This window comes from Microbacterium sp. LKL04, from assembly GCF_900102005.1.
Classification (GTDB): Bacteria; Actinomycetota; Actinomycetes; order Actinomycetales; family Microbacteriaceae; genus Microbacterium.
The window spans coordinates 2,470,342-2,491,082 of record NZ_LT627736.1; the positions used below are offsets into that span (position 1 = coordinate 2,470,342).

Genomic DNA, 20,741 nt, shown 5'->3' on the forward strand with positions numbered 1-20,741 from the left:
AGTGGGAGCCGGCGGGCGCGCGCCCCCGGTCACCCCAGCCGCAGGAACCCGGTGAACACGAGCTCGCGCACGCGCGGCAGCAGGTCGGCGCGGAGCGCGGCGGCGTCCACCTCGAGCAGGTCGGCGATCGCGTCGATGAGCACGCCGAGCGGCAGATCGCCGTCGGACGCCCCCACGAGCGCGGCGAGCGCCGGGTCGACGTTCAGCACGCGGCCGAAACCGCCGCCCTGGTGCAGCTCGATGACCGACGGCTCCTCCGCGCCCGGGCGGTGGTGACGGGCCTCAGTGACGTCCGAGCCGACGACCACGGTCGTCTCGGCGAGTGCGTCGTCGTCGAGCAGCCCGAGCCGGTCCCACGCGGCGAGTGCCTCGCCCAGGTGCGTCCCGAGTGCGCTCCCCACCGGCTGGGTGACCCGTTCGTACCGGGCGAGGGGCGGCATCCCGATCGGCGTCCGCCGAAGCAGCAGGTACCCGAACCCGACCGAGGTCACGCCGCGCTCGGCGAAGTCGGCGAGCCACGCGTCGATGAGGCGGGCGTAGTCGGCGCTGCCGGGGGTCGTGCCGCCGTCGCGCACCCACAGCTCCGCGTAGGCGAGCGGGTCGAGGCGCTCCCGTTCCACGATCCACGCGTCGAGCGGGTGAGCGGATGCCGCGACCCACGCCCGCACGCGCTCCAGACCGTCGGCATCCTCCCGGTACTCCCAGTTGCCGAGCAGTTGCGCCGTCCCGCCGGGGGCGAGGACGTCGCCCACACCCGACACGAACGCGGCGACGAGGTCGTCGCCCGCGAAGCCGGCATCCCGGTACTCGTACTCGGGCACTCCCGCGACGCGCGGGGTGATGACGAACGGCGGATTCGAGACGACGCGGTCGAATTCCTCGCCGGCAACCGGTTCGAACAGGCTGCCGTGGCGCACCTCGACCCCGTCGACGTCGTTCAGGGCCGCATTGAGCAGGGTGAATCGCAGCGCGCGCTCCGAGATGTCCGTCGCGACGACGCGGGGCGCGTTCCGGCGGGCGCGAAGGGCCTGGATGCCGCATCCCGTCCCGAGATCGAGGACACGCTGCGCGGGCGTGTCGAGCTGCAGTCCGGCGAGTGTGAGCGACGCACCGCCCACCCCCAGGACGTGTCCCGTCGGCAGGGCGCCGCCGAGCGCCGCCTCGTCGAGATCGCTCACGATCCACCACTGGCCGGAACCCGCGGCATCCGAGTAGTCCTGCGGACGCAGCAGCGCCGTCGGGGTGACCGCCTCGCCATCGATGCGAACCAGGCCCAGCCGCTCGAGGGCCGCAGCCCGCGCCGTGGGGAGTGCGGCGTCGACGTCGGCGACGGATGCCGGGTCGCCCAGGAACAGCAGACGGCTCAGGACCGCCAGCGCGTCGGTGCGGTCGGACAGGGCCCGGCGGGCGGGAGCGAGCAGTCCGCGGCCGATCGCATCGTCGGCGAGGGGACCCCACGCCGCCCGCACCGCGTCGGCCGTGTAGCCCGCCGCGGCGAGGTCCGCGCGGAGCGCGACGATCGAAGAGGGGTCGGGATGCCGGGAGTCGCTCACCCGTCCATTCAACCGGCCCTCGCGCCCAATCAGGGGCTCTGCAGGGCGGTGACCCTAGAATCGCTCTCGATGGTGCGGTCATGGATCGCACAGGAATCGACCTCTTCATGACCTTCATCTCGCCTGTTCCGGGCCGACGTCCGCCGCGCCGATCCCGTTGGCTCCGCGCGGCGACGGCAGCGACCGCCGCCATCGCCCTGAGTGCCCCCGCGCCGCTCGCCTTCGCCGCCGTCGAGGACTCCGGCGAGGAGCAGCCGCCGACCGCGGTGCTCGCGCCGACGAACAACGGCATCCTCCCGGCATCCGGTTCCCTCACCCTGACCGTCACAGCCGACAATCCGGGCACGGAGGCCCTCGCCGCGGGCGACGCGACCTTCGAGCTCGGAACCCGGCCATTGACGACCGGCGGCGCCCTCAGCTCCTGGCTCGACAGCGGGGCCGCGGCGGTCCCCTTCGCCGAGGTCGGCGAGACTGCTGTGCCCGAGATCGCAGCGGAGCAATCGGCATCCGAGTCGGTCTCCGTCGACACCGACGACGAGATCTTCGACGACAAGGATCCCGGGGTCTACCCGGCGCGCGTCGTCTACCGCACCGGCGACGAGACGGTCCGGGCCCGGACCGTCATCGTCGTGCCGCGCACCGGCGAACCGGCGAAGCAGGTCGGCGTCGTCGTCCCGATCACCGCCGGGCCGCAGTCGAGCGGGTCACTGAGCGCGGACACGCTCAGAACGCTGACCGCGGACGACGGCGATCTGCGCGGCCAGCTGAACGCGGTCGCCGGCACCGATGCGATCCTCGCGATCGACCCGGCGATCACCGCATCGATCCGCGCGCTCGGCTCCGCCGCTCCCGCCGACGCCGTCTCGTGGCTCGACGAGCTGATGTCGCTGCCCAACGACCGATTCGCCCTGCAATACGGCGACGCCGACCTCGCCGCCCAGGTCGGGGCGGGTGCGACATCACCGGCTCAGCTGGCCTCGTACGCCGCCTACCTCGATGCCGCGAACTTCGCCGCCGCGGGGGCTGCCGCGGGAGGCGCGACTCCGGAACCGACGCCGACGCCCGGTGCGGTCACGGTCCCCACGCTCGACGAGCTGCTCGACGTCGGCGCGGACCGCGACGCGGTCTTCTGGCCGGCGACGGGCACGGCCGGCGCCGAGACGGCGACGGTCCTCGGCGCCCTCACCGGGACGACCGACACGCCGGTGACCCTGCTCCCGAGCTCCGTCGTCCGAACGGATGCCGCGGCTCACGCCACCGCCGACGGCGCTGATCTCCTCGTCTACGACCGGGACCTGTCGGCCCTCCTCGAGCAGGCATCGACCTCGGCCGACGACACCGCCCGCGACAACGCCCTCGCCGAGTACACGGCGCGGGCGACGCTCAGCAGCCCTGCCGGCTCATTGCTGGTCACGGTGGACCGCGCGAACGGCCGCTCCGAGTCCGAACTCCGCGACGCGATCCAGGCCGCGACGGCGTTGCCCGGGTGGACGACGACCGACCTCGACGGCCTGCTCGCCGAGAGGCCCGCTACCGTCCGGCTCACCTCGATCGCTCCCGATGAAGACCGCATCGCGATGATCGACGACTTCCGCGACGCCCAGCCCGGCCTCCGGCTGATCGCCGGTGTGCTGGAGGACCCCGCCCTGCTCGCCTCATCGGAACGCGCGACGGAGCTGCAGCTCCTCGGCAACGCGTGGCGCGACGATCGCGAAGGATGGGATGCCGCGGTCCAGGCGCAACGCGACCGCATCGACACCTGGACCGACGGGGTGGCGCTCGTCCTCGGCGGTCCGATCACTCTCGCGGGCTCGTCCGCTCCGCTCGTGTTCACGGTGCGCAACGACCTGCCGTGGCCGGCGCGCGTGAATCTTCTCGCGACGCCCGGTGACGCGCGCCTCGTGATCGAGTCCACGACCGAGGTGAGCATCGGAGGGCAGCAGACCAGCCGTGTCGCCGTCCCCGTCTCGGCACTCGTGGGCAGCGGGGAGTCGTCCGTCGGCCTGCAGCTGCGGACACCCGCCGGTCTCGACATCGGTCCACGGGAGACCGTCCAGGTCTCGGTGCGTGCGGAGTGGGAATCGGTCGCCGTCGTCGTCCTCGCCGTCCTCGTCAGCGTCCTCCTCGTCTTCGGCGTCGTCCGCACGATCCGGCGTCGTCGACGGATGCCGGTGGACGCCTGATGGCCGGCCTCGGCCGCGCGAGCGCCACCGTCGCCGCCGGGACCATGGCGTCCCGGCTGACGGGCCTGATCCGCAACATCGTCCTCGCTGCGGCGCTCCCCGTTGTCGCCGGCAGTGCCGCGGACGCGTTCGCGGTCGCCAACGCGCTCCCGAACACGGTTTTCAACCTGATCTCGTCGGGCCTGCTCGCGGGCGTCATCGTGCCTCAGATCGTGAAGGCGGTCCGCACGCACGACGACCGAGGCGATGCCTTCGTCTCCAAGCTCCTGACGCTGGGGATGGTCGTCATGGCCGTCGTCACGGTCATCGCGGTGATCGCCGCGCCTCTGCTGATCCTCCTCTACGGCGGCAGGTTCACACCCGAGAAGCAGGCGTTGACGCTCGCCCTGGCCTACTGGTGCATCCCGCAGGTGCTCTTCTACGGTCTCTACGCGCTCGTCGGCGAGATCCTGAACGCGAACCGCGTCTTCGGTCCGTACGCGTGGTCCCCGATCGTGAACAACGTCGTCTCGATCCTCGGCTTCGGTGCGTTCATCTGGATGTTCGGCCCGCACACCGAGGTCACCGGCTGGACGCCCGGCATGGTCGCCGTGCTCGGCGGAACCGCCACGGCCGGGATCGTCCTGCAAGCCGTCATCCTGCTGTTCTTCTGGCGTCGCGCCGGGCTGCGCGTCCGACCCGACTTCCGGTGGCGCGGCCTCGGACTCGGCGACATCGGTCGCCTCGCCGGCTGGACGTTCCTGATGGTCGTCGTCGGTCAGATCGCGGGCGTCTTCCAGGTCAACATCGTCGGCGCGGCGTCCGGCACCGGCGCCGCGAATGCGAGCCTCCAGTTCGCGTGGCTGCTGTTCATGCTGCCGTTCTCGGTCATCGTGCTGTCCCTGGGGACGCCGTACTACACACGTCTCAGCGAACACGTCGCGGAGGGTCGCACCGACCAGGTGACCCAGGATCTCGCGTCGCTGACCCGGACGGTCGGGATATTCATGGTCGGCGTCCTCGCGGCCATCGTCGCGGCGATCGTGCCGTTGTCGCGGATCTTCACCGACAGTCCTGACAACGCCGTCGCCTTCGCCGCAGTCCTCGGCGCCTACCTCGTCGCACTGCTCCCCCTGTCGTTCCAGTTCGGCCTGCAGCGCACGTTCTACGCCTTGAAGGACACCCGCACCCCGTTCGTCTACACCCTCGTGCAGGCGGTCCTCGTCGTCGCGTCCGCACTGATCGCCAGCGCTCTCGTCGGTGCCGACCTGCTTCCGCTCGCCTGGCTGGCCGTCGCGATCGCGCTCGGGCAGTCCGTGGCGAACATCGTCCAGTTCTCCCTTGCCATCACGCTTCTCCGGCGCAAGATCGGTCCGCTCGGCCTGAGCGGCGCCGCCCGCGCCGTCATACGGTTCGCACTCGCGGCGATTCCTGCGGCGGCGGCCGGCGTCGGCGTCTTCCTCTGGGCCGGCGGTGTCCCGGGGTGGACCACGACGAACGGGCTCACGGGCTTCCTCGGCGCCGCCCTCATCGGCGGTGTCACCCTGGCTGTGTACGCCGCCATCCTCGCCGCGTTCCGCACTCCCGAGCTCGCCACGGCGGGCCGTGCGCTCCGCCGCTTCCTGCCCGGCCGCTGACACGAACGCGCGTCCCCAGGCGACGTGGAATGCCACGCGGCTAGCATTGGTTGGACGTGTCGGGGCGAGGAATTCCGCCCCGATGGAGAAGGGATTCATCGTGCGCAAGGTCATCATCATCGGCTCGGGCCCCGCGGGGTACACCGCGGCCATCTACGCAGCCCGCGCGAACCTGTCGCCGCTCGTGGTGGCGAGTTCGGTCGAGGCCGGCGGTGAGCTGATGAACACCACCGAGGTCGAGAACTTCCCCGGCTTCCCCGAGGGTGTCATGGGCCCGGACCTCATGGCCAAGATGCAGGAGCAGGCCGAGAAGTTCGGCGCCGAGGTCGTCTACGACGACGTCGTCTCGCTCGACGTCTCGGGCGACATCAAGAGCGTGACCCTCGGGCGCGGCGAGACTCACGAGGCCGAGGCGATCGTCTTCGCCACCGGCTCCGCTCCCCGCAAGATCGGCATCGAGGGCGAGACCCGCCTCTCGGGTCGCGGCGTCTCCTACTGCGCGACGTGCGACGGCTTCTTCTTCCGCGAGAAGGTCATCGCCGTCGTCGGCGGCGGCGACTCGGCGATGGAAGAGGCGACGTTCCTCACCAAGTTCGCGTCGAAGGTGTACGTCATCCACCGTCGCGACGAGCTCCGCGCCTCCAAGATCATGCAGGACCGGGCCAAGGCGAACGAGAAGATCGAATTCGTCTGGAACAGCGAGGTCATCGACGTGCTGGGTGAGGATGCCGTGACCGGCGTCCGCCTCCGCGACACCGTCGACGGTTCCGAGCGCGACCTGGCCCTGGACGGCGTGTTCGTCGCCATCGGCTACGACCCGCGGACCCACCTCGTGCACAACGTCCTCGACATCACCGAGCACGGAACGGTCTGGGTCGACGGTCGCACCTCGAAGACCTCGGTCGCCGGTGTCTTCGCCGCCGGTGACGTCATCGACCCGACCTATCGCCAGGCGGTCACGGCCGCCGGCAGCGGCACGGTCGCCGCTCTCGACCTCGAGCACTACCTCGCCGCTCGCGGTGACGCCGGGGCACCGGCGACGGACGCCTCGATCATCGACGGTCTCCCCGACGCCGAGGCCGACGCGGCCTGACCGCGGAACAATCGCGGCATCCGCTGCGTTCTCACCACTGACACGATCGTGTCGACCCCTAAGGAGACAGACATATGACCGCCAAGGCAACGAGCGAGAGCACCTGGCAGCAGGACGTCATCGACGCCGAAGGCCCCGTGCTGGTGGACTTCTGGGCCGAGTGGTGCGGACCCTGTCGCATGGTCGGGCCTATCCTCGACGAGATCCAGACCGAGAACCCCGAGAAGATCACGGTTTTGAAGCTCAACGTCGACGAGAACCCGCAGCTCGCCATGCAGTACCAGATCACGTCGATCCCGGCGATGAAGGTCTTCAACAAGGGTGAGGTCGAGAAGACGATCATCGGTGCGAAGCCGAAGTTCGCCCTCCAGCAGGACCTCGCCGACTACATCGGCTGAGACCCCCGCTTCACGAAGGACCCGCGCGACCCCGGTCGCCGGGTCCTTCGTCGTTTCGGGCGCCGTCACCGCGGATCCGCCGCACCAGCCGCGTCCAGAGGGACGGCCGAGTCGGATGGGTCTGTTCCCAGACCGCTCGTCGGATGCCGGTGCGCTCGATGTGCTGCGAACCGGGCAGATCGTCGACGGTGATACTCCCCCGCAGGAGCTGCACCGTCTGTCGCGGCAGGCTCAGGGTCGCGACGACGGCGTCGAGCAGAGCATCGTCATTCGGGTGATCCCGCAACGCGTCGAGCGCCGCGGCATCCGTCCCCCACTCGGCCAGTGCCGCCTGCGGATCCCGGGGACCGCGACGTGCGCTCAACGAGAGGTCGGCGCGAGCCAGCACCCGCTGCACGTCGGCGATCTCGCCCGCTCCCGTCAGGACGCCCTGCCAATCCGCTCGCCACGAGGCAGTGAGATCCGGGATGCCGCGCATCGCCCAGCGTCCTTCCGGTGGCTCGTCGTCGAGCGCGATCCGGCTGTAGACCTCGACGGTGAGCGCCCCACCCTCCAAGGACAGCCTCACGACCGGGCGCTGCGCGGGCGGCCAGTCCATGTGCGCATCGCCGTGCGTCTGCACCAGGTGCATGTCCCCTGCCGGCACGACGCTGAGTGAGCACTCGAGCTGCGCGGCGAGCCCCCGTCGCCGCTCCGGATCGATCGGCACGATGCCACCCACGACGAGGATGCGAGAGGGCGTTGCCACCGACGGTGCGACACGCGACGAGTCGCCCGATCCCCGTCGGCGAGCGGATGCCGCCAGCACCACCGAGCCTCGTTCGAGCCGCAGATCGGCTTGCCACTCCTCCGCGAATGCGGCGATGATGGGCGACGGATCCGCACGCACGAGTCGCCCTCCGTCATCCGTGGTGATGAGCCGGCCCCAGGCATCCACGGCGACGCGGACGAGGACCCGCTCATCCTCCAGTGCGGTGACCGCGGGCACACCGCGTGTGAAGAGGGATGCCGCGATGCGCTCGTGTGTCAGATCCCGCCCTCCACGGAGATCGAGATCGGCGATCAGAATCGATCTGGACACGTCCCGACCGTAGCCCGCTCGGGTGAACGGCAATGTTTCACGTGGAACATTCAGGAGGCGCGGACGGACACATTCCAGGTTCGGTGCGGCTCACTGCCGAGAAGGCGCCACACGGAGGCGCTCAGAGCCGGGTAGTCGAGTGCGATCTGACGCAGAACGCGGTAGTTGCGAGCCTCGGTCGGACGCTGCCCGCCATCGGAGGCGATGTTCTCGGCGCGCAGGGTCAGCACGACGAGCTCGTCGACGGTCGGCAGGTCCTCCATGAAGGCCCAGGGGTCCTCGCCGTCGCGGAGGCGTTCCTCGACCAGGACCGAGAGCTCATCCGATGCCTCCGCACGGAGTACCTCGAGACTGGCCCGTCGAGGAAGATTGGGACGATCACTCACCTTTCAAGCCTACGCTCGGACGCTGAGCGCGAGGCCCGCAGGGCACAGAATCAGGACGTGCCGAACTCGGTTTCGCCGAGCTCACCGAGGATCCGGTTCAGATCCTGGATCGTAGCGAAATCGATCGTGATCTGGCCTTTCCGTGCCGTCAGTGCGATCTTCACCTTCGTGTTGAGTCGGTCCCCCAGCCGCTCGGCGACGTCGTCGAGGTGGGCACGGCGCGTCCCCGCCTTCGGCAGTGGCCGGACTCGGTTCCCGATGGTCTTCGCCGCAGCCTCGGCCGCGCGCACCGACAGGTCCTCATTCACGATCTTGTCGGCGAGTCGCTGCATCGTGTCGACGTCGTCGACCGAGAGGATCGCGCGAGCGTGGCCGGCGCTCAGCACTCCCGCCGCGACTCGCTGCTGCACCGGCACCGGCAGGCGCAGGAGACGGATCGTGTTGCTGATCTGCGGGCGCGAGCGGCCGATCCGAGTCGCGAGCTCTTCCTGGGTGATCCCGAAGTCCTCGAGGAGTTGCTGATAGGCCGACGCTTCTTCGAGCGGGTTCAGCTGTGACCGGTGGAGGTTCTCGAGCAGCGCGTCGCGCAGGAGGTTCTCGTCCTCAGTCTCGCGCAGCACGGCGGGAATCGCCGTGAGGCCGGCCTCCCGTGCCGCACGGGTACGACGCTCACCCATGATGAGCTCGTACTCTCCGTCCTCGTTGCGGCGAACCACGACCGGCTGCAGGACGCCGAACTCACGAACGCTGTGCACGAGCTCGGCAAGATCATCCGCATCGAAATTCGTGCGCGGCTGGCGGGGGTTCGGAACGATGGCGTTCGGGTCGACCTCGATGAGGCGGGTTCCCGGAACGGCGACCAGGTCCGCGTCGGCCTCTGTAGCGGCAATCGACTGCTGCTCGGATCCGTCGCTCTTCGCCTCCGGCACTGATGCACCCGGGAAGAACACGTCCACGGGACGGGCTTCTGAGGAATCCTGGGTGGGAATGAGGGCGCCGATGCCTCGGCCCAGTCCGGTTCGCTTGGCCATCAGCCGGCTCCTTCTTCTGTTCTCTGCTCGTTGCCGCGGCGCGCGATCTCTACCGCGGCTTCGCGATAGGCGACGGCGCCGGCGGATTGTCCGTCGTAGGCGATGACCGTCTGTCCGAAGCTCGGAGCCTCGGATACGCGGACCGATCGCGGGATGACTGTCTTCAGGACCCGTTCCGGGAAATGTTCGCGCACCTCGTCTGCCACCTGCTGCGCGAGACGGGTGCGGCCGTCGTACATCGTCAACAGGATCGTCGACAGGTGCAGCGCGGGGTTGAGGTGCTTCTGGATCATCGAGACACTGCCGAGCAACTGGCTGAGGCCCTCGAGTGCGTAGTACTCGCACTGGATCGGGATCAGGACCTCGGTCGCGGCGGTGAAAGCGTTGATCGTGAGAAGTCCGAGCGACGGAGGGCAGTCGATGAAGACGAAGTCGACATGGTTCTCACTCAGATACGCGTCCAGGGCCGTTCGCAGGCGATGCTCGCGGGCGACCTTGGAGACCAACTCGATCTCAGCACCCGCCAAGTTGATGGTCGAGGGGGCGCACAGCAGATTCGGGGATTCCGGGCTGCTCTGGATGACATCCGCGAGCGGCTCGTCGTCGATGATCACGTCGTAGATGCTGGCCACGTCAGCACTGTGGGGGATCCCGAGGGCGGTCGACGCATTTCCCTGCGGATCCAGATCGATCACCAGAACACGTGCACCGACCGATGCGAGGCCAGCGGCGAGATTCACGGTCGTCGTGGTCTTACCCACGCCGCCCTTCTGGTTCGACACGGTGAGCACGCGCGTCGTGCCGTCGAACTCGACCTCGATCGCCGCCAATGCCTTCCGGCGCGACGTCAGATTCGCCAACTCGCGGGCGATCGGACTGTCGTCGAAAGAGAAGGGTGCGGGAGAGGTGGTATTCTCCGAATCCGGCACCTGATACTCCTGTCGTGTCGAGGACTATTCCACTGTAGTCGAGGCCTCCCCTGTCAGCGGATGAGCCTATGTTTCACGTGAAACGTGCGGTGGCGGGTGTTTCACGTGAAACATCGACCGTGCCACTAGCGCGGCACTGTTTCACGTGAAACATGACGGGTGTCAGCGCACAGTCGCGCGGATCACCCGTGTCGGCTCCTCGACGATGCCGTCGCCGATGGGCTCGACGCGGACATCCGACAACCGGAACTTGCGGACGATCTTCTCTGCTGCCGCGATCTCGTTCGCCGCGTTCGCGCCCTTCAGCAGGATCAACTCCCCGCCGTTCCGGACGAGGGGTGCGGTGATGGGGATGAGCGTACGGAATGCACTGAGCGCGCGCGCCGTCACCGCATCCAGGACGGGACCTTCCGTCCAGTCCTCGCCGCGCGCACGGACGATCTCGACGTTGTCGAGCCCCAGCGCGTCAGCCTGCTCGGTCAACCAGGCGATGCGCCGCTCCATCGGCTCGACGAGCACCCAGCGCACGTCGGGCCGCGCGATCGCGAGGACGAGGCCGGGGAGACCCGCACCGGATCCGATGTCGCCGACGCGAGATCCTGCGGTGAACAACGGAGCCGCAACGCCGCTGTTCAGAATGTGGCGCGTCCAAATGCGGGGGAGTTCGAGCGGACCGATGAGCCCGCGTTCCTCGCCCTGTGCGATCAGCGCTGCGGTGAACCGACGCGCGAGATCAACCCGATCGCCGAAGACGGATGCCGCGGCATCCGGTTCAGCCTCGGGTGTTTCACGTGAAACATCACCCACGGCGGAGAACCGTGTGGCGGTCCGCACCTTCGCCGTAGGACTCGGACACCAGGCCGTGTTCTGCGGCGATGTCGTGCACGAGCTTGCGCTCGTAGCTGGACATCGGTGGGAGGGATGCCTGCGAGGCACCGTCGTCGAGGCGCTCGAGGGCTCGCTCGACGAGCTTCTGCAGCTGGCCTCGACGGGCGTCACGGGATCCACCGACGTCCAGGATCAGACGCGAGAAGCGTCCCGTCTTCGTCTGCACAGCGATGCGGGTGAGTTCCTGAAGCGCCTGCACCGTGTCGGGATCGGCGAGCAGCGACAGCGCGCCGGCCTGCTCGTTCTCGACCGAGACGTAGGCGCGGCCCGCACGCACGTCGAGCGTCAGGTCGCCGTCGATGTCGGCGATGTCGAGGATCCCCTCGACGAAGTCGGCCGCGATGTCGCCTTCCTGCTCGAGCTCGTCGACGGTGGGCGCGGGGCGGGCGCCGGCGGTGTTGTCAGTCGTGGTCATCGTGAATCCTTCAGTCCTCGTCAGGACGAGCTGTCCTGCTTGCCCTTCTGAGCCTGCTTCTTGGCACGGTTCTTACCTACCGGCTGTTGACGCTTCGGCGCAGCCGCCTTCGCACGCTCCGCCTCTTCGAGCAGACGCTGCTGCTCGGCCTCGTACTTGGCCATCGGGATGACCTTGCCGGTGGCGTCGAGCGCCTTGCCCTTCTTCGCGAGACGCTCTTCGCGCGCCTTCGCGGCCTCGGAGCCGGGGGTCGGCAGGTTCCGGATGACGATGAACTGCTGGACCATGGTCCAGATGTTCGACGTGAACCAGTACATGACCACGCCGAGGGGGAAGAAGACACCCGAGAAGATGAAGGCGAGGGGGAGGACGTAGAGCATGATGCGCTGCATCTGGTACGCCTGGCCGGTCTTGGCCTCGGGGGACAGGTTCTTCGAGATGATCTGCAGCTGCGTGAAGAACTGCGACAGGATCATCAGGATGACGAGGATCACGAGGATCACGACCGTCGCGGTCTGATTCGTGTTGATCGCGTCGATCATGTTGACGTGCAGCGGCGCGACACCGAAGAGCTCGGCGTTGTAGAACTCGCGCGTCAGCGTGGCATTGAGAAGGCCGGTGCCACCGACGCCCCACTCCGCGTGCCGCTTGACCTCGCTGAGCGTGTAGAACATGCCGAGAAGGATCGGCATCTGCACCAGGAGTGGAAGGCAGCTCGACAGCGGCGTCGTGCCGTGCTTCTTGTACATCGCCATGGTCTCGCGGCTCATGGCCTCGCGAGAGAGCTGGTCGCGCTTGCCGCGGTAGCGCTCCTGGATCTTGCGCATCTCGGGCGCGAGCTCCATCATCTTGCGCTGGCTCTTGATCTGCCGCACGAACAGCGGGATCAGCGCGGCACGCACGACGATGACGAGACCGACGATGGACAAAACCCAGGTCAGACCCGCATCCGGCTGCAAACCGATGGACGTGAAGATCCAGTGCCAGAAGACGAGGATCGCCTCGACGACGAACTTGAACGGCCACAGGATGACACTGAAGAAGTCCGTGCCGCCGGGTTTCGGGGTCGTCGGGTTCGGAAGGGGCGGCAGGGTCGCCGCGGCGGCGAAGAGATCCACCAAGGATCAGTCCTTTCTGCGGGGCACGACGAAGCCGTGCGAAGTCAGGTCGTGCCGGAAGTGCGTGTGGGCGGGGACATCATCGATGCCGCCCGCTGCCCACGGGTGGCATCGTGCGAGGCGGGCGGCTGCGAGTGCCGACCCTTTGATCACACCGTGCTGCTGCACCGCGCCGAGTGCATAGGCCGAACACGAGGGATAGTACTTGCAGACATCGCCGTACGTCTGGGAGATGGTGGCGCGGTATCCGTGCAGGAGACCGATCACGGCGTTGCGGGGGAGAAGGACGAGGGATGCCGGCAGTGCTGCGGCATCCACCACCGCTTCTCCTCGCGTGTAGGAGGGGAGAGGTGCGGAGCTCACGCGGCGGCCTTCCGTTCGAGGCATCGCACGACCTCGGTGCGCAGCGCCGCGTAGTCGGCGGATGCCGCAGACGGCAGCACGCGGATCACCACGTCGGCCCCGGGACGGACGCCGTCGAGGGCTTCCGCGCAGATCGCCTTAAGGCGCCGCCTCACGGTATTGCGCACGACAGCGCCCCCCACGCGCTTGCTCACGATGAAGCCGAAGCGTGGGGGGCGCTGCTCAGAAGTGCTGACCACATGGGTCACGGTGTGCGCTGCCGCACAGCGAGAACCTCCGCGGACGACGGAACGGTAGTCCGCCCCGCGGGTGATGCGATTCCCGCGCGCCAGCACCGTGTGGCGTCAGGCCGAGAGCTCGGTGCGCCCCTTGGAGCGACGAGCCGAAAGGATGGCGCGGCCGGCGCGGGTGCGCATACGGGCGCGGAAGCCGTGCTTCTTGGCGCGGCGGCGGTTGTTGGGCTGGAACGTGCGCTTGCTCATGAAGATCACTCCGGAAAGGCGGGGTCACCCGAACGCTCGAGACCGGGGACACAGGTACATGGGGGACCCACGCCGAAAAGGCGCAAGTCAACCGACCTAGGATACGTCGAGATTCCTGAGATCCCAAACTCGTCACACCGACCGGCCATTATCCACCGGTGGTCGAACGCCGCTGGCGACGACACGCGGGCCGGTTCTACAGTGGGTTTTGCCTTGCGCTGCCCAGATGACTAGCGTGATCCGGACACTTATCCACAGGTTGTGCACAGTCCCGTACACACCATTGTCCACACCCCAGGAGGGTCATGTCCGAGCACGAACTTCCAGATGTCCCCGTCTGGACCGCTGTGCTCGACGTCCTCGCTCACGACGACCGCGTCACTCCGCAACTGCACGGGTTCGTGAACCTCGCCGTCGCACAGGGCGTCATGAGCGGCACCCTGTATCTCGACGTGCCCAACGATCTGACCGCCGGCCAGTTCAACAAGCGCCTGCGCGGCCCGATCATGGAGGCCCTCGCCCAGGTCGACGCCGAACCGGCCGCCAGCACGTTCCGCGTCGTGGTGAACCCCGAACTCGGCGACGCCCACCTCACCGCGCCCGTCCCCGTGCAGTCCGCTCTCGCACCGACGCCCACGGCCCCGATCCGCCCGAACGCCGAGGACTACAGCGAGCAGGCGGCACCGGCATCCCGCAACGACACCCGCCTGAACCCGAAGTACACCTTCGACAACTTCGTCATCGGTCAGTCCAACCGCTTCGCACACGCCGCGGCCGTCGCCGTCGCGGAAGCTCCGGCCAAGGCGTATAACCCGCTGTTCATCTACGGCGACTCGGGACTCGGCAAGACCCACCTCCTGCACGCGATCGGCGACTACGCGATCAACCTCTACACGGGTATCAAGGTGCGGTACGTGTCGAGCGAGGAATTCACGAACGACTTCATCAACTCGATCGTCAACAACCGGGCGTCGGCGTTCCAGGCGCGCTACCGCGACGTCGACATCCTGCTCATCGACGACATCCAGTTCCTCCAGGGTCGCGCCGAGACCCAGGAAGCCTTCTTCCACACCTTCAATCAGCTGCACGACCACGACAAGCAGGTCGTGATCACGAGCGATGTCCCGCCCCGGCACCTCACCGGCTTCGAGGACCGGATGCGGAGCCGCTTCGAGTGGGGCCTCATCACCGATGTGCAGGCCCCCGACCTCGAGACCCGTATCGCTATCCTGCGCAAGAAGGCCCAGTCGGAGCGACTCCAGGTGCCGGACGAGGTCCTCGAGTACATCGCCACCAAGGTCTCGAGCAACATCCGGGAGCTCGAGGGCGCGCTCATCCGCGTCTCGGCTTTCGCGAGCCTCAACCGGTCGAACCTCGACATCTCGCTCGCGCAGACCGTGCTCCGCGACATCGTGGACCAGGACGACGCAAACGTCATCTCGCCGACCGACATCATCTCCGCGACGGCCCAGTACTTCCGCCTCACAGTCGACGACCTCTACGGATCGAGCCGGTCGCAGTCGGTCGCGACCGCTCGACAGATCGCGATGTACCTGTGCCGCGAGCGGACGAGTCTGTCACTGCCGAAGATCGGTCAGCTCTTCGGCAACCGCGATCACACGACGGTCATGTACGCCTACAAGAAGATCAGCGAACTCATGAAGGAGCGTCGCTCGATCTACAACCAGGTGTCGGAGATCACGTCGCAGCTGGGCCGCTCCGGCCGCTGACGGACGCACACGCCCGAGCGTTCGGGCGTACTTGACACGCTCCCGGACTCACCCCCACAATGCGGTTTCCCACAGTGTGGAAAGCCTGTGGATAACTGTGCGGCGACGGCCCTCAGATGTGAACGAACGGCGGCCGCCTGTGGATGAAGGTCTGAACGCGACATCGTCGACGTCCGCGTTGTCCCGCGAGTTTCCGCAGCCCGTGCACAAGTTACACAGATGTGGTTCCGGCTCGGCGACTGGGATCCACCGACTTATCCACAGTTTCCACAACTGTTAACAAGAAGACAGAGAACTATCTAATGAGAACCCGGTCCGATCACACCGAGGGGTGAGATCCGGCTCCGCTCGATCCACGCAGAGACGCTTCCGGACCGGCTCGACATGGGCACTAGCATGAGAGGGCCCATCTCGCCGTCAAGGGAGCATCCGTGAAGTTCCACGTCAACCGCGACGTATTCAGCGAAGCCGTGTCGTTCGTGGTGAAGCTGCTCCCGCAGCGGAACCCCCAGCCGATCCTCGCCGGCGTGCTCATCGAAGCGACCGACGACGGTCTGTCGCTGGCCGCATTCGACTACGAGGCATCCGCTCGCACCCGCATCGACGCGACCGTCGACGAACCGGGCACGATCCTCGTGCACGGCCGGCTCCTCTCCGAGATCGCCAGCCGGCTGCCGAACGCTCCCATCCAGATCACGCAGGACGCCGACGGCGAGATCCTCCTGACCTGTGGGTCGGCGCGCTTCACCCTCGCGGCCATGCCGGTCGCCGAGTACCCGGCGATTCCCGAGGTCTCGGGGGATTCGGGCCTCGTCCCGGGCGACGACTTCTCGACGGCCATCGCGCAGGTCGCGTTCGCGGCATCCCGTGACGACGTCACCCCCGTGCTCACCGGCGTCCAGCTCGAGGTCACCGGGAACGAGCTCAGCCTCGTCGCCACGGACCGTTACCGGGTCGCTCTCCGTGAGATCAACTTCGACAGCGGCGCCGTCGCCCGCGAAGAGGCGACCACGGCGCTGGTTCCCGCTCGCACCCTGACCGAGGTCGGCAAGACGTTCGCCCACGCCGGTGACATCCAGGTGTCGTTCTCGGGATCGGGTGATCGCGAGATCATCGCCTTCACCGCGGGCAACAAGACCGTCACGTCGCTCCTGATCAAGGGCAACTTCCCCCCGGTCCGGCGCCTCTTCCCGGCGCAGACCGAGCACTACGCCGTCGTCAACACCGCCGAGCTCGCCGAAGCGGTCCGCCGCGTCTCGCTCGTGCTCGACCGCTCCGCGCCGCTGCGGTTCACGTTCTCGGACGAGGGCGTGTCGATGGATGCCGCAGGCACCGAGCAGGCTCGCGCGACCGAATCGGTCGACGCGACGCTCGCCGGTGACGAGGTCACGCTGGGTCTGAACCCGCAGTACCTGCTCGAGGCCCTCGGTGCGGTGAAGAGCGAGTTCACGCGTGTGACGTTCACCTCCAGCGAGAACGCGAACAAGCTCAGCCCCGTTCTCATCACGCCGCAGACCTCGGGCACGCCCGAGAGCTTCAAATACCTGCTGCAGCCGAACCTGCTGCTGCGCTGACCCCGTCGTCCGTCCACCTCGAGGCGTGTCGGTGCCTCGAAGGAGGGTGAGCTGGTGATCGTGGAGCATCTGAGTCTCGTCGACTTCCGCAACTACGCGTCGGCCGAGGTGGGCCTCGTCGCCGGTCCGAACGTCTTCGTCGGCCGTAACGGTCAGGGCAAGACGAATCTCGCCGAGGCGATCGGCTACTTCGCGACGCTCGGCTCGCACCGCGTCTCACAGGACGCGCCGATGGTCCGTTACGGAGCGGATGCCGCCTTCGTCCGCGCGCGGCTCGGTTACGGCGACCGGCGCATCCAGCTCGAGGCGCAGCTCAACCGGTCCGGGTCGAACAAGGCGCGGGTCAACGGCTCGCCGGTACGGACCTCCGAACTCCCGCGCTACGCGCAGGTGGTGCTGTTCGCCCCCGAAGACCTGCAGATCGTCCGCGGCGATCCGTCGTCGCGCCGTCGGTTCGCCGATCAGCTGCTCGTGCAGCGCTCCCCCCGCATGACCGGTGTGCTGGCCGACTACGACCGCGTACTCAAGCAGCGCACCGCCCTGCTGAAATCCGCGCGGGCCAGGAGCCTCAAGGCAGAGCAGCTCACGACCCTCGACGTCTGGGACGACAAGCTCGTCTCGCTCGGGACCGAGATCATCCTGGCGCGGCTCCGTCTGGCGGAGGACCTCGCGCAGCCGATGCGCGATGCCTACGAGGCGATCGCCGGCGCCGATCACGGCCCGCAGCTCGAATGGATGCTGACCGTGGAGGGTGCCGACCCCGAGGACGACGGCGCTGCCGTGACGCAGACGGGTTCGGCGATCGGAGCGGACGCGATCGCGGCATCCTTCCGCGCCGGTCTCGCCGCGAAACGCGCGCAGGAACTCGAGCGCGGTGTGACCCTCGTCGGGCCGCACCGGGATGATCTGCTCCTCCGGCTCCGCGGGCTCCCCGTGAAGGGATACGCGTCGCACGGCGAGTCGTGGTCGACCGCGCTGTCGCTGCGATTGTCGTCGGCGCAGCTCCTGCGCGACCAGTTGCGACTCGGTGACCCGATCGTCATCCTCGACGACGTCTTCGCCGAACTCGACGCCGATCGTCGGACACGTCTGGCGGGGGTCGTCGCGGACTTCGAACAGGTCATCGTCACCGCCGCCGTCGAGGGTGACGTCCCCGAGGCCCTCCGCGTCCGGACCGTCCGTGTCGAGGCGGGAACGATCGTGGCGGATGCCGATGTCTGACGCCGGCGGCATCCCCGAGACGGTCTCCACTTACCTGCGCCTGCGCGGTCTCGAGCCCTCCGCGGCCAAGAAGCGCCGCAAGCGGCGGCGGAACGACGACGACGAGAACCAGCCGTTCACGTCGGGGCGGGACCCGAAGGGAATGGGCGATCTGCTCGCCGACCTCACGCGTCAGTCCGGATGGGACGTGCAACTCGCCAAGGAGGACCTCGTCCTCAAGTGGGCCGAGGTCGCCGGTGAGGAGACGGCGCGTCACGCAGATCCCGTCGCGCTGAGCGACGGTGTGCTCACCGTCCAGTGCGATTCGACCGCGTGGGCGAAGAACCTGCACCTCATGCGCGCGACGATCGTGACGGAGCTCATCCGACGGTTCCCCGAAGCCGGCGTCGAATCGGTCCGTTTCGTGGGCCCGGACGTCCCCTCATGGAAATGGGGCCCCAGAGCCGTTCCAGGGCGGGGCCCTCGCGATACCTACGGGTGAGGCACGTCCCGCACCCTCCGAGAAGCTTTCACGCGCTCACAGCGCCGTTCAGCCGCTCATAGCGCCCCCTTTCCGATAGACTGGGAGGAAGGCCTGAACGATGGATGTGGAGCGCACGAAACCGATGACGTCAGAAACCCCCGACACCGTTCCCGAAGACCCCGAAACTCCCGCCGAGCCCCGGATTCCCGCCGAATACGGCGCCTCTGAGATCCAGGTTCTGGAGGGTCTCGAAGCGGTTCGCAAGCGGCCCGGCATGTACATCGGTTCCACCGGTGAGCGCGGCCTCCACCACCTCGTGTACGAAATCGTCGACAACTCCGTCGACGAGGCTCTCGCGGGGTACTGCGACACGATCCACGTGACGATCCTCGAGGACGGCGGACTCCGCGTGGTCGACAACGGTCGCGGCATCCCCGTCGACCCGCACTCGTCCGACCCCAGCAAGTCGACCGTCGAGGTCGTTCTCACGGTCCTCCACGCCGGCGGCAAGTTCGGCGGCGGCGGCTACGCCGTCTCGGGTGGTCTCCACGGCGTCGGTTCGTCGGTCGTCAACGCGCTGTCGACGCGCTTCGAGGTCGAGATCGCACGTCAGGGACACGTGTGGCGTCAGACCTTCTCGGGAGGCGGCAAGCCCGAGGCCCCGCTGGCCAAGGGCGAGGAGAGCGACAAGACCGGGACGACCATCACGTTCTGGCCCGACGGGTCGATCTTCGAGACGACCGAGGTCGACTACAACACGCTGCGCACCCGGTTCCAGCAGACGGCGTTCCTGAACAAGGGGCTGCGCATCACCCTGACCGACGAGCGTCCCGAAGCGATCGACGTCGTGGATCTTCCCGAGGGCGGGTCGGAGACGGCCCAGCGCCACGACGACTTCCTCTATGAGCGCGGCCTCGTCGACTACGTCGAGTACCTCAACAAGGTCCGCAAGGCCGAGGTCATCAACGACGAGATCATCGAGATCGAGTCCGAGGACACGGTCCGCCACATCTCGCTCGAGCTCGCGATGCAGTGGACCTCGGGCTATACCGAGAACGTGTTCACCTTCGCGAACACGATCAACACCCATGAGGGTGGCACCCACGAAGAGGGCTTCCGCGCGGCGATGACGATGTACATCAACCGCTATGCGAAGGAGAAGGGCCTCCTCAAGGACAAGGACGAGAACCTCGCGGGCGAGGACATCCGTGAGGGCCTCACCGCCGTCATCTCGGTGAAGCTGTCCGAACCGCAGTTCGAGGGGCAGACGAAGACCAAGCTCGGCAACACCGAGGCGAAGGCCTTCGTCCAGAAGGTCGTCGGCGACCAGCTCATGGACTGGCTCGACCGCAACCCGCAGCAGGCCAAGCTCATCATCACGAAGGCCATCGAGGCCGCGACTGCACGTATGGCTGCGCGCAAGGCGCGCGAGACCGCCCGTCGCAAGAGCGTCTTCGAGTCGGCATCCATGCCGGAGAAGCTCAAGGACTGCACGAGCAAGGACCCGTCGATCAGCGAGATCTTCCTCGTGGAGGGTGACTCCGCCGGTGGGTCGGCCGTCTCCGGTCGCGACCCGGAGCGGCAGGCGATCCTTTCGCTGCGCGGCAAGATCCTCAACGTCGAGAAGGCGCGGCTCGACCGGGCGCTCGGAAACGCCGAGATCCAGGCGATGATCCAGGCGTTCGGCGCGGGCATCGGACCGGACTTCGACATCGAGAAGGCCCGGTACCACAAGGTCGTCCTGATGGCGGATGCCGACGTCGACGGCCAGCACATCACGACGCTTCTGCTGACGCTGCTGTTCCGCTACATGCGCGGGCTCGTCGAGGCCGGTTACGTGTACCTCGCGCAGCCGCCGCTGTACCGACTCAAGTGGTCGAACGCTCCTCACGAGTACGTCTACAGCGACGCCGAGCGCGACGCGCTGCTGCGCGAGGGCGCATCCGCGGGCCGCCGCATCCCCAAGGACAACGGCGTGCAGCGCTACAAGGGTCTGGGCGAGATGAACGCCAAGGAGCTGTGGGAGACGACGATGGACCCCGAGACGCGCACGCTGCGTCAGGTCACCATCGACGATGCCGCGGCGGCCGACGAGATCTTCTCCGTGCTGATGGGCGAGGACGTCGAGGCGCGGCGCGGATTCATCCAGCGCAACGCCAAGGACGTGCGGTTCCTGGACATCTGAGTCCGCCGCATCCGCCCCTGCACTCCGACGAC

Annotated in this window: 20 protein-coding genes; 9 read left to right on the forward strand and 11 right to left on the reverse strand. The window is 67.9% G+C overall.

Features of this window, described 5'->3' with window-relative positions; genetic code table 11:
* Positions 1-29: 29 nt before the first annotated feature.
* Positions 30-1,553, reverse strand: a complete 1,524-nt coding sequence (locus tag BLP38_RS12095) for a DUF7059 domain-containing protein (protein WP_091357995.1) — start codon at positions 1,551-1,553, stop codon at positions 30-32.
* An 80-nt stretch (positions 1,554-1,633) separates the two neighbouring features.
* Between BLP38_RS12095 and BLP38_RS12100 the strand changes: the two genes are divergently transcribed.
* The 4 genes from BLP38_RS12100 (at position 1,634) to trxA (ending at position 6,843) form a co-directional block, all read left to right on the forward strand.
* The gene (locus BLP38_RS12100) at positions 1,634-3,736 is read left to right on the forward strand and encodes a DUF6049 family protein (RefSeq protein WP_091357999.1); all 2,103 of its coding nucleotides are present in this window, start codon (positions 1,634-1,636) and stop codon (positions 3,734-3,736) included.
* Positions 3,736-5,352, forward strand: coding sequence for a murein biosynthesis integral membrane protein MurJ (gene murJ / locus BLP38_RS12105; protein ID WP_091358002.1), 1,617 nt, complete (start codon positions 3,736-3,738; stop codon positions 5,350-5,352). Before BLP38_RS12100 ends, murJ begins: the two co-directional genes overlap by 1 nt.
* A 100-nt stretch (positions 5,353-5,452) precedes the next feature.
* On the forward strand, positions 5,453-6,445 hold the full coding sequence (gene trxB / locus BLP38_RS12110) for a thioredoxin-disulfide reductase (protein WP_172824737.1): 993 nt from the start codon (positions 5,453-5,455) through the stop codon (positions 6,443-6,445).
* A gap of 74 nt (positions 6,446-6,519) precedes the next feature.
* Entirely contained in the window at positions 6,520-6,843 is a 324-nt protein-coding gene (gene trxA / locus BLP38_RS12115) for a thioredoxin (protein WP_018187790.1), read from the forward strand.
* 10 nt (positions 6,844-6,853) lie between these two features.
* On the opposite strand, the gene BLP38_RS12120 is transcribed toward trxA, so the two are convergent.
* From BLP38_RS12120 to rpmH, 10 genes are all read right to left on the reverse strand, one after another.
* Positions 6,854-7,924: a hypothetical protein gene (locus BLP38_RS12120; protein WP_157681104.1), complete on the reverse strand. Its 1,071-nt coding sequence runs from the start codon at positions 7,922-7,924 to the stop codon at positions 6,854-6,856.
* Between the two features lie 50 nt (positions 7,925-7,974).
* Positions 7,975-8,310, reverse strand: coding sequence for a tryptophan synthase subunit alpha (locus BLP38_RS12125; RefSeq protein ID WP_091358012.1), 336 nt, complete (start codon positions 8,308-8,310; stop codon positions 7,975-7,977).
* 50 nt (positions 8,311-8,360) lie between these two features.
* Positions 8,361-9,341: a ParB/RepB/Spo0J family partition protein gene (locus tag BLP38_RS12130; protein WP_091358015.1), complete on the reverse strand. Its 981-nt coding sequence runs from the start codon at positions 9,339-9,341 to the stop codon at positions 8,361-8,363.
* A complete protein-coding gene (locus BLP38_RS12135) occupies positions 9,341-10,270 on the reverse strand; it encodes a ParA family protein (RefSeq protein ID WP_091358018.1) in 930 nt (309 codons plus the stop codon). Before BLP38_RS12135 ends, BLP38_RS12130 begins: the two co-directional genes overlap by 1 nt.
* Positions 10,271-10,432: 162 nt before the next feature.
* Positions 10,433-11,077 carry a 16S rRNA (guanine(527)-N(7))-methyltransferase RsmG gene (rsmG, locus tag BLP38_RS12140; protein WP_231916498.1) on the reverse strand — a complete coding sequence of 215 codons (645 nt, stop codon included), beginning with the start codon at positions 11,075-11,077 and terminating at the stop codon, positions 10,433-10,435.
* A complete protein-coding gene (locus tag BLP38_RS12145; RefSeq protein WP_091358024.1) occupies positions 11,070-11,573 on the reverse strand; it encodes a Jag family protein in 504 nt (167 codons plus the stop codon). Before BLP38_RS12145 ends, rsmG begins: the two co-directional genes overlap by 8 nt.
* A 20-nt stretch (positions 11,574-11,593) precedes the next feature.
* On the reverse strand, positions 11,594-12,691 hold the full coding sequence (gene yidC / locus BLP38_RS12150; RefSeq protein WP_091358027.1) for a membrane protein insertase YidC: 1,098 nt from the start codon (positions 12,689-12,691) through the stop codon (positions 11,594-11,596).
* Between the two features lie 6 nt (positions 12,692-12,697).
* Positions 12,698-13,012, reverse strand: coding sequence for a membrane protein insertion efficiency factor YidD (gene yidD / locus BLP38_RS12155; RefSeq protein ID WP_231916615.1), 315 nt, complete (start codon positions 13,010-13,012; stop codon positions 12,698-12,700).
* Between the two features lie 38 nt (positions 13,013-13,050).
* Positions 13,051-13,389: a ribonuclease P protein component gene (rnpA, locus tag BLP38_RS12160; RefSeq protein ID WP_091358033.1), complete on the reverse strand. Its 339-nt coding sequence runs from the start codon at positions 13,387-13,389 to the stop codon at positions 13,051-13,053.
* Positions 13,390-13,398: 9 nt separating this feature from the next.
* A complete protein-coding gene (gene rpmH / locus BLP38_RS12165; RefSeq protein WP_064002918.1) occupies positions 13,399-13,536 on the reverse strand; it encodes a 50S ribosomal protein L34 in 138 nt (45 codons plus the stop codon).
* A gap of 305 nt (positions 13,537-13,841) precedes the next feature.
* Between rpmH and dnaA the strand changes: the two genes are divergently transcribed.
* The 5 genes from dnaA to gyrB all read left to right on the forward strand — a co-directional run bounded on the left by dnaA (position 13,842) and on the right by gyrB (position 20,709).
* On the forward strand, positions 13,842-15,266 hold the full coding sequence (gene dnaA, locus BLP38_RS12170; protein WP_091358037.1) for a chromosomal replication initiator protein DnaA: 1,425 nt from the start codon (positions 13,842-13,844) through the stop codon (positions 15,264-15,266).
* A gap of 431 nt (positions 15,267-15,697) precedes the next feature.
* A complete protein-coding gene (gene dnaN, locus BLP38_RS12175; RefSeq protein ID WP_091358040.1) occupies positions 15,698-16,840 on the forward strand; it encodes a DNA polymerase III subunit beta in 1,143 nt (380 codons plus the stop codon).
* Positions 16,841-16,894: 54 nt separating this feature from the next.
* Positions 16,895-18,061: a DNA replication/repair protein RecF gene (gene recF / locus BLP38_RS12180; RefSeq protein ID WP_091358043.1), complete on the forward strand. Its 1,167-nt coding sequence runs from the start codon at positions 16,895-16,897 to the stop codon at positions 18,059-18,061.
* Entirely contained in the window at positions 18,048-18,542 is a 495-nt protein-coding gene (locus tag BLP38_RS12185) for a DUF721 domain-containing protein (protein ID WP_091358045.1), read from the forward strand. The genes recF and BLP38_RS12185 overlap by 14 nt, the downstream gene beginning before the upstream one ends.
* 124 nt (positions 18,543-18,666) lie before the next feature.
* Entirely contained in the window at positions 18,667-20,709 is a 2,043-nt protein-coding gene (gene gyrB, locus BLP38_RS12190; protein ID WP_091359841.1) for a DNA topoisomerase (ATP-hydrolyzing) subunit B, read from the forward strand.
* The last annotated feature ends 32 nt before the right edge of the window (positions 20,710-20,741 follow it).

What these genes read in the sequence shown, in the direction of transcription:
- rpmH (WP_064002918.1), bottom strand. Translation starts at nt 13,536, where the DNA reads ATGAGCAAGCGCACGTTCCAGCCCAACAACCGCCGCCGCGCCAAGAAG.
- trxA (WP_018187790.1), top strand. Translation starts at nt 6,520, where the DNA reads ATGACCGCCAAGGCAACGAGCGAGAGCACCTGGCAGCAGGACGTCATC.
- BLP38_RS12185 (WP_091358045.1), top strand. Translation starts at nt 18,048, where the DNA reads ATGCCGATGTCTGACGCCGGCGGCATCCCCGAGACGGTCTCCACTTAC.
- dnaA (WP_091358037.1), top strand. Translation starts at nt 13,842, where the DNA reads ATGTCCGAGCACGAACTTCCAGATGTCCCCGTCTGGACCGCTGTGCTC.
- BLP38_RS12145 (WP_091358024.1), bottom strand. Translation starts at nt 11,573, where the DNA reads ATGACCACGACTGACAACACCGCCGGCGCCCGCCCCGCGCCCACCGTC.
- murJ (WP_091358002.1), top strand. Translation starts at nt 3,736, where the DNA reads ATGGCCGGCCTCGGCCGCGCGAGCGCCACCGTCGCCGCCGGGACCATG.
- BLP38_RS12130 (WP_091358015.1), bottom strand. Translation starts at nt 9,341, where the DNA reads ATGGCCAAGCGAACCGGACTGGGCCGAGGCATCGGCGCCCTCATTCCC.
- BLP38_RS12100 (WP_091357999.1), top strand. Translation starts at nt 1,634, where the DNA reads ATGGATCGCACAGGAATCGACCTCTTCATGACCTTCATCTCGCCTGTT.
- gyrB (WP_091359841.1), top strand. Translation starts at nt 18,667, where the DNA reads ATGACGTCAGAAACCCCCGACACCGTTCCCGAAGACCCCGAAACTCCC.